At 63.8% G+C, this 8,441-nt stretch carries 6 protein-coding genes and 1 pseudogene; 4 read left to right on the forward strand and 3 right to left on the reverse strand.

All coding sequences use genetic code 11. The features are described from left to right. From FNQ90_RS06425 to FNQ90_RS06440, 4 genes and pseudogenes are all read left to right on the forward strand, one after another. Positions 1-281: DUF317 domain-containing protein (locus tag FNQ90_RS06425; protein ID WP_228470915.1), on the forward strand; the 281-nt coding region annotated here is incomplete at its 5' end. 109 nt (positions 282-390) lie between these two features. Continuing rightward, entirely contained in the window at positions 391-681 is a 291-nt protein-coding gene (locus tag FNQ90_RS06430; RefSeq protein WP_182605380.1) for a hypothetical protein, read from the forward strand. 79 nt (positions 682-760) lie between these two features. Next, positions 761-1,516: a DUF317 domain-containing protein gene (locus FNQ90_RS06435; protein ID WP_323379805.1), complete on the forward strand. Its 756-nt coding sequence runs from the start codon at positions 761-763 to the stop codon at positions 1,514-1,516. Positions 1,517-1,895: 379 nt separating this feature from the next. Beyond that, positions 1,896-2,633 (forward strand): annotated as a pseudogene (locus FNQ90_RS06440) (transposase family protein). Positions 2,634-2,731: 98 nt separating this feature from the next. On the opposite strand, the gene FNQ90_RS06445 reads toward FNQ90_RS06440, so the two are convergent. The 3 genes from FNQ90_RS06445 to FNQ90_RS06455 form a co-directional block, all read right to left on the reverse strand. Then, a complete protein-coding gene (locus tag FNQ90_RS06445) occupies positions 2,732-4,567 on the reverse strand; it encodes a UvrD-helicase domain-containing protein (RefSeq protein ID WP_182605381.1) in 1,836 nt (611 codons plus the stop codon). A 47-nt stretch (positions 4,568-4,614) separates the two neighbouring features. Continuing rightward, positions 4,615-6,795, reverse strand: coding sequence for an ATP-dependent nuclease (locus FNQ90_RS06450; RefSeq protein WP_182605382.1), 2,181 nt, complete (start codon positions 6,793-6,795; stop codon positions 4,615-4,617). 1,034 nt (positions 6,796-7,829) lie between these two features. Continuing rightward, positions 7,830-8,282, reverse strand: coding sequence for a hypothetical protein (locus FNQ90_RS06455; protein WP_182605383.1), 453 nt, complete (start codon positions 8,280-8,282; stop codon positions 7,830-7,832). Between the last annotated feature and the right edge of the window lie 159 nt (positions 8,283-8,441).

Here is an 8,441-nt window from a genome sequence, read left to right on the forward strand (position 1 = left end):
GTGCGGGGCGGGCGGGGGTGGTGATGGAGCAGTTCTCCGCCGATGATTTCCATCTTGTGGTAGATGATCGGGCCGATGTGCACGTCAACTCCAAGGACGGCTGTTTCTATCTCGGTTGGTTCCCCCTCGGGCGCCCCGGTGCGGATGGTGAGGGGTGGAGGATCGCTGTCACCGGAACGGCCACGGTGCCCGGCTACCACATCTCTTTCGGTGTGGAGACACCGGCCGATGTCGTGGCCGCCGCTGTGGCGCGGGTGTTGGAGACCTCCCGCGGCCTGTGAGGAAATCGGCCCGGACGGCGGGGTTTTTCGGTACTCCTTTGTCGCGTGGCGGTGGCTGCGCGGAGAGCTGTTGTGGCTTCGCTTTTCCTCGTGCAAGGAGGCTCGATCCGTGACGTCCTCGGAGATGACCGTCGGTGAACTCATCGCTCGCCTGTCCGCCTGCGATCGGAGCGCTGTGGTGCGGCAGGCGATGAACCCGTTCTTTCCCATGGCCCACCGCCTCGACCGGGTCCTCCGGGCCACCGATGGAGCGGACCGGCCGGTGGTCTACCTGGCCGAGGGCCCGGAGGTGGACACCCGGCTCGGTCACCTGCCACCGGAGGTCGCCGTCGCCCTGACCTGGCAGGAACCCGTCCAGCCCTCGCCACGCCGCCGGCGCCGGACCGCCGGCGGCCGGTAGACCCCGCATCGGCTCCCCGGAGGCGCCCCTGTACCCCGACCATCCCCTCGACCCGTCCACTCCCAATTCCCCCGGGCCCGTGTACCGGGTCGGGCCCCGGCACCTGGCCGGTGACGACGGACGCCCCTACGACGTCGTCGCCGACACCCTCACCGACCTGGGTTGGAGAGGACTGACGCTCGTGCGGGGCCGCCGGGAACCGCGGGAAGCGTCAGAGGACTGGCAGGTGGTGCGCAGTACCGTTCTGCACATCGCCCCCGACGCCCTGCGGTGGGCCCAGTGGCTCCTGCCGGACGAGCCGTTCCACCTCGGCGGCCTGCCGATCGCCTGGCAGATCAGCGCTCGTGCCCACCCCGACGGACTCGCCGGCTGGTCGGCGTACTTCACCCCCGAGGTTCCCGGGGAGGTTCTGGCGGACTTCCTCACCGCCCTCGATGCCCGCGAGCACCCCACCGTGCCCTTGGCGGACCCCGAGTCGGTCCTGGGAGCTGTCACCGCCCAGGGCTGGCTGCGCGACATCGACCGGCCCGGGGCAGGGGCGATGGACCCCACCTTCACCGGTCACCTCCACCTGGGCGGGGTACCGCCCCTGATCCAGGACACCGACCCGCGCACCCTGCTCTCCGAAGCGGTGGAGGACGGCCCGCCCGGATGGCAGGCATGGGCCGAGCCCACTCCGGGCGAGGGATACCTGTGGGCCGCCTCCTTCTCCTCCGGGGTGCCGCACGACCTCGTCGCCGCCTTCGCCATCTCCCTCGCCTCCACCGCACCACTCCTGCGCCGGGTCCTGCCCGACAGCACCCGCGACCGGCTCCTGCGACCTCCGACCGACTGACTCCCGCCCGCTGCCCGCCATAATGTGCCGCGCCCGGCCCTCCGGAACAGGAGGTCGGGCGCGCGGCGTTGTCGCGACGGCCGGGAAGGGAGTCCCCCAATGGGATGGGGTGTCCGGGGCTGGGTCTCGCCCGGATGAGGGCTCCCCGAAGGTGTCGGTTGATCGGGCCGGGGAGCCGGAAAGAACCATCAGGGGGTTCCCTTCACCGACGGTGGTCTGTGTGATGACACTGAAGTCTTCTCGGCAACGTGAGGGTGGCACTGCGTGACGACGACTGCGCATATCCCCAACCTCGGGAGCGCCCCGAGGCCAGACAGCATGAAGCTTTTGGCAAGAACGAGTCGACCAATATCACGTTCCGTACAACCAGAGGCTCCATGTGGCGTTCGGTACCCCCTGTACTGCCGTGCTCGATGTCCGCAGAGCGACTGCTGAGCACCTCGCGGAGCTGCTGCGCAGGCACCGTGAGCAGTTCGGGACGCACAAGGGCACCCGCGAGCCGGGCGTCTTAGGCCAGACCGTGCTGGGGCTGCGCCGGTTTGTCGACGACACCCGGCTGGTCCAACTCGCCCGGGGAAGCGGTATCTCGAAACCGGCCGAGTGGCCACCACCGGCCCCAACGGCGCCGATCTGGGATGGTCCGGCAAGCACCAGCATCACGGCGGGAACGTGCAGGTCATCTCAGTTCTGAACAGGTGGCCGCTGTGGGTCTCCCCGGTCCGCCCAGCTCGCGAGCACGCCACCACCTGCGCTCGTACCCACGGCCTGGTCGATGCGTTGAACCGGCTCGCTGTCACTCTTGGCATCCCCACTTCGACCGACCTCGGCTACGAGAGCACAGCAGACGGCCTCCACCACCCGGTCAAGAGACCCAAAGGCAGTGAACTCGCCGATTTCGAAAGGGAATTCAATGTCATTATCCGAGATACCCATGCCTTTGCCGAACGCGCCAACACCCTGCCCAAGGTCACCTTCATGGCTCTCCGCAGGGTCAGCCTGCGACCCCGCAGTCGTTATCCGGATCGCCCGCCCCGTCCTGCTTCAGCTCGAACATAACCGCACTTGCTGGATGAAAGACGCAAGTCGACACGAAACGTTACTGGGAAGGATTCGGTGAGTTGGGCAAAGGTGAGCAGCCCACGCTTGCCGTGATCCATACGTTGGACACGGCGGAGGTGTTGGGCGGTAATGCTCTGTCACTCCAGCGCCGATGGCCTACTCGCGTACTGGCGAGCCAGTATCGTTCACTTCGCGCTCGCCGCTTATCACAGAGTCTCCATCGAACTGCAGAGAGATGATCCGGGAGTCACCGACCCATTCCCGGAGGGTGTTGAGCGCAGAGGGGTCGATCTTCGTGGTGAAGAGAAGAGCCAGGTGCTCTTTGGCCCGCGAACACGCCACGTAGAAGAGGTTCCGCGCCCTGACGAAGGCTTCCCACTCCTTCCCTTTCAGTTCGTGACGTCGGGAGAAGTTCGCCAGCATCTCGGGGATCTGGAAGCGATTGTGCCCCTTGCTGACGACGGCGAGGACCCTGTCGAACTCCTGGCCTTTGACCCCGTGCTGCGTCGCGAAGGGCGTGCCACCGCCCAGGTGGTCATGCAGCGCCAGCAGTTGCGAGTATGGAACAGCGCGCAGGGCCTCGTACTCTTTCGCCCGTGCCTTGGCCTTGTCGTCGCTTTCAGCCTGCAGTTCGGTGTTGGCCAGTGGCACCGACTTGCGGTGGCGTTCACGGACCTTTCCCAGTCCGTCAAACAGTTGCTGGTTGAGGCATAGGTCGAGGACGTCGCCAACCGTGCCATCTTCGCGGGTCCTCTCAAGCTCCTGGAGGAGGCTCGCCCACGCGTGCTTGTCGGCGGGAGAGGTGAGAAGCGAGCGGTGGCCGAGTACGTCGAACATCTTGCCGTAGCGCTTGTTCCGGTGATGAAGCAGCGCGGGTTCCAGGACATCCAGGAAGAAGGCTATGACGTGGTCCTCCTTCTTCACGTAGGAATCATTGCGCCGGAAGGCTTGGTGAAGTCGCTGGTAGCCCAGTTCGCCAGCGATCGTCTCGTGCGTGAGCATGAGGATCTTTGTGCTGGGCGCTGCCGTCCCTGCTCCGTCCAACCCATCGGGTGTCTCGGTATTCCACAGGCGTCGGCGGGCGTCTTCCAGGGCCCAGCTGCGGGCCGCGTGCGCAGCCTCCCAGCCTATCTGTCCCTTCCTGTGGTGGGTGAGCCTCGTACCTGCCCAGTCGTTGGTGTGGTAGATCGCGATGCTCCCTTCACCTGCTCCCGGGTTCGTGGTCTGCTCCAGTTCAGGGCGCATCGTGTTCAGGAGATTCACCACAGCACGCTGCGACCGGCGGTTGCGCCTCCTGACGATCAGTTTCACGCTCGGGGCGTCGATGCTCCCGCACGCCTTGTCGTAGATCTGCTGCCAATGGTCGCCGAAGAATCCATAGAGAGGACCACGGAGGGTGGTCTCCGCCCCTGGCGTGCCCAACATGGCCTCCGCTAGGCCGGCTGGGGTGTCCTGGTACTCGTCTACGAACACGATCGGAAACCGATCGGCGGTCAAGGCCCGGAACTTGGGGAGGGCGAAGAACTTGCAAGCAAGGGCGGGGAGGTCGTCGTGCGCCAGTTGTACGTGGAGTTTGTCATGGTCCACCCTCCGGTAGCCGATGCTGTAATCAACCGTGTAGCCGTCCAATGATGTTCGCCCTTCCAACTTGGCCTGCATGGCATCGATCTCAACGACGTAGCGCAGCAGGTATTTGGGGAAGGGAGAGAGCAGTTGCCACAGGAAGCCGTGGATGGTGTCGGCGAAGATGGATGGGTTGCCGTCGGTGCGACTGATAATCTCGTCGCGGGCCACATTGGTGTAGGTGACACAGGCGACGCGCTGGTCCCGTCGTAGGAGGTATCGGTCTCGGTCAGCGAGGATGCTCTGAAGTGCCTCAATCAGCGAGCTCGTCTTGCCGGCGCCGGCGCCGGCCTCCAACTTGAAATGGGTGCCTTCTCGCAAGGCGGTCAGGATCTTCTCTCGTACAGTCTGTGCTTCCGAATCGGTCACGATGACGACATGCTTCCCCTGTGCCGTTTCTTCGGGCCGTGCCGTAATCACTCGTCGTCCGTTTTTGTTGTCGTCCCGTCCTGCTTCATGAGCCATTCGAGACCGCGTTTGATGTATTTCGGCACCTCCCATTGGTATTCCCCAAGGACGTACTTGAGTGCGAAGTCGACCTTGCTGCCTTTGCCGTCCACTTTGTTGTGGGCTCTCTTTTCCAGGCTCGCGTTCGTGGTCATGGCTCTACGCGTAGAGAGACCGAAGAGAGCCGGGTTGGCCAGTACGAAGGCGTCCTCGAAGGTGCGGCCGCACGGACCCCCGGGTTGCTCGGGCACCTGGTAGGCGAGACAAAGGTTGGCGGCCACCGGTGCATCTGCTTCGGCACGGCTGAGTAGTTTGGCCACCTTGGTCTCACCTCCCTCTTTGGTCTCACCCCTCTCTTTGAACCACTTCTGGATTGACTGGTTGGATGTGTGTCCTCCTTCGGACACGGTGCACTTGCGGGAGTCGGAGCCGCTTTCCTTCATGGGGTCGAGATCAGTGATGATCAGGGTCGGGATGCCCAGGATTCTCAGCAGGGGGTAGAACTTGTGGGCGTACGCGCCACCTACCTCCATCAACGTCACATACTGATGCGAGAGAGCTGTTTCTAGATTCTGCGCTGTAAGTTTTTCCTCTGCGGCCGGGACGAAGATGCGCTCGCTGGCACCCTCCACGAGAATTGCCTTGTCCGCGAAGTAGAGATCGGCCCGGGTGAGAGTCAGGTACTTCAGCAGGAATTTCTGGTCGCCCGAAACCTGAGAGAGGTCCTTGATGACCGTGCGGGCCAGCCTCGGCTCGCCTCCGGGATCGGCAGGTTCTTCCTCCTTGCGGAAATACCGGATGTTCGAAAAGCGCGTCCGATTGGCTACATGCGCCGAGTGGGTAGTCACCACGAACTGGGCGTTCCAGGGCGATCCGTTCTCATTGTCAGAACCGATCGTATCCGTCATGCCGACCGATTGGGGGCCGTTCGCGCGCATCTGGGAATCGAGACGTGGGAAGAGCGTCGGAAATTGAAGGAGTTGTTGGATGAATACCTCCTGCATCTGCGGATGCAGGTGAGCCTCCGGCTCCTCCAGAAAGACGAGATGAATCCCTAGTTCATTGGGCTGAGCGGTGTGTTCACGGTAATAGGTGAAGAGTTTGAGGAGCATCATCACCAGGTTGCGCGTTCCGAGGCCGCTGTACGACTCCGGGAACCGCACGCCAGCCGCTCCCGGATAGTGGATACGTGCGAAGTTTCTGAGGAGTCGCCGGGAATCCAGGCGAGCAGCAGTGACGAACTCCTGGTTTCCCAGCCCCGGATATCCAAAGGCCGTCAACGCCGGCGCTACCTGGGTGCGGATCTCCTGTAGGCTGACGTCGAGACTGCTCGAGGTTTTCGTGAGCATCTTATCGATACGCTTGGCGAGATCCTCCAGCCATTCAACACGCTTACCGCCCTTCGCTGAGGTGAAGAGATTCTCGAAGATTGCCCCGATGGGCTGAGCAGCCTCCCGATCCTCGTCATCCAGTCCTCGCTGTGCATCAAGGAAGTCCACCCTTAGGAGCTTCTTGACGTCCGCCAATTCAACTTTACGAACATTTGTGTCATCAATAGGATCTACCGCCGTCACGGACAGTCCGAAGTGAGACGAAATGCGTCTGGCAAGCTGCTCAAGGAGCGCAGTATCCTCACTATTTACCAGGTCGCCGAGGAAAGCGTCCAGGGCGCTATCCCTCAATGCATAGGTGAATCTGATCACGACCTCGGAGCAGTCGGGATCGAGGTCCACGATGAAGGAACTCAGAGGGCCGTACTGTCCGCAGTTCGCGTCGTATGCGATATGGAGGGTCAGGGTGACCTTTGGGATCCGACCGTTCGCCTGCTCCTTCTCCCCCGTCATGTAGAGGCGGTGCGCGTCGAGAAACTCCGCGTAACATTCTGCAGAGAAATCCTCGAGGCGTATCACGCTGTCTTTCTTCGCCAGGAATAGCTTGAATAGTTTGGCCAGGGAGGTCTTTCCCGTGTTGTTGCGGCCGACGCACAAGGTCACGTCATCGGTGAAAGACAGTTCGGTCTCACGCAGCAACCTGAAATTGCGGATTACGGCCTTGGTCAGGTGGGGTGGCACCGGAGTCTTGTGGTCGGGCAACTCGTTTAAAGCAGCTCGTTGGCCCGGAATGGCGCCGCTCGTACTGGTTTGAGACACCCCAACTTCCTTCCGTGCGCCTATTCCTGTGAAGGCTTGAACGCGAGCATTCGGCGAACGGGCGAGACTCGCCCCGCGCTCACGTCTCCTCAGCCACTGGGCTGCATCCTGCCACCTGAAAGCCCCCTGATGCACAACTTCTCACGCGCCTGTCAATTGCGATCACATGAGATCGCTAATGGGCATAAATTAGTCGACTGTTGACCTGTGAACCCGGGTCTTCGAACTTGAGCGGTGCGCCGTCTTGACCTACCGCTGTGGTGTCAAGATCCGTGTTCTCGCGCTGGACAGTTCGCCTCTGGGCGCAAGCTGCTCATGGTCCTGAATGATCATTTCTGCTCTGTACGCAGAACGATCAAGCGGGAGCCATGGGCTTGCTCATCGATATGATGTTGCTGCTCGACCTCGACAGGGTGTCCGCCGTTCAAGCCGTGCGCTGGCCTATGGCAGACGCCGGGGCCACCCGGTCACGGCCAACGAGACCGTCCGAGCGTGCCCGGCCGGCGGGGCGTTCGTACCTGGGTCAAGGGCTCGGCGGCGATCCGACCCCGCGACCTTCCGTACCACGGGACAGGGCTGGAGCTCCGCTGGTACAAGCACCGCTGGTTCTGCGAGGAACCACGCCTGCCCACGCTGATCGTTCACCGGGCAGATACCGGCCCGCGTCCGGATCACCACTCGGCTGCGGGCCTGGGCCCGCAGCCGAGTGAAGGACGTCGGCTTCCCCGTCGTCCGTGCCGCCTGCGACCTGCACCTGTCCTGGCCGACTGGGATGGACGCCTTTCGCATCCGGACCCGAGAGGCCATCGTCGCGCCTCTGCCCGAGGTCAGGGTGCTGAGCATCGACGAGCCCCGACGAGGGCGGCCGCGCTGGGAACAGGATCCTGTCACCGGAAAGTGGTAGGGAAGTAGAGGGCTCCCGCCCGTGGCTGCACCGTTTGAGTTTGTTCGGGGCGGGGCGGCCGAGATAGGGGGGATGCGAACATGCATGGGGAGAGGCCCCCTTGTGCTGGATAGGGATAGCGCGGTGTGAGTCAGTGGCCGAGGTGGCGCAGGCAGTCCTCGAAGGTGGCGTGCGTGGCGTGCGTGGCGTCCGCGGGTCCGGCGTGCCGGTTGTACCAGACGATGTCCAGTCGCTCCTCGTGCTGCTGGTGGCCGGCTCGGCACCGCAGTTGGATCCCGTCGTCGGTGGAGAGGACCAGCCAATCCCGATACGTCCCGCATCCGGCGCAGGTGACGACCTGCTGGTCGAGGACGATCGGCCACGGCCAGGGCATCATCCGGCCGCCGAGCTGGTCGGGTCCGGGAATCCGCAGCTCCGGGGGAGGGAAGTCGTCCACCATCGGCATCGGCTCCTCCGGCCGGGGAGCGGGTTGGGTCGGGGTGTCGTTCGGCGGCACGGCCCCGCCCGACCCCCTGGCCGGGCGGGGGAGCGGGCGCCGGTGGCCGGTGGCCTCCTTCACCCGGCGACGTATGCGGTGCACCACCCTGGTCCTCCCTCATCTCGTCCTGCGCGTCCGATGAGTATGTTCCGAGCCCCTGGCCCGCTTCAATTCACCCGGCCCATAGTCATTTCCGGCCCGGCCGAGGGTGGCTTCGGCGTGCTGTGCGTTGGTCGGTCGCGTTTCCCGGGCGGCGGGATGTGT

The organism is Streptomyces alkaliphilus (assembly GCF_014141535.1).
In the GTDB taxonomy this organism is placed as follows: Bacteria; Actinomycetota; Actinomycetes; order Streptomycetales; family Streptomycetaceae; genus Streptomyces; species Streptomyces alkaliphilus.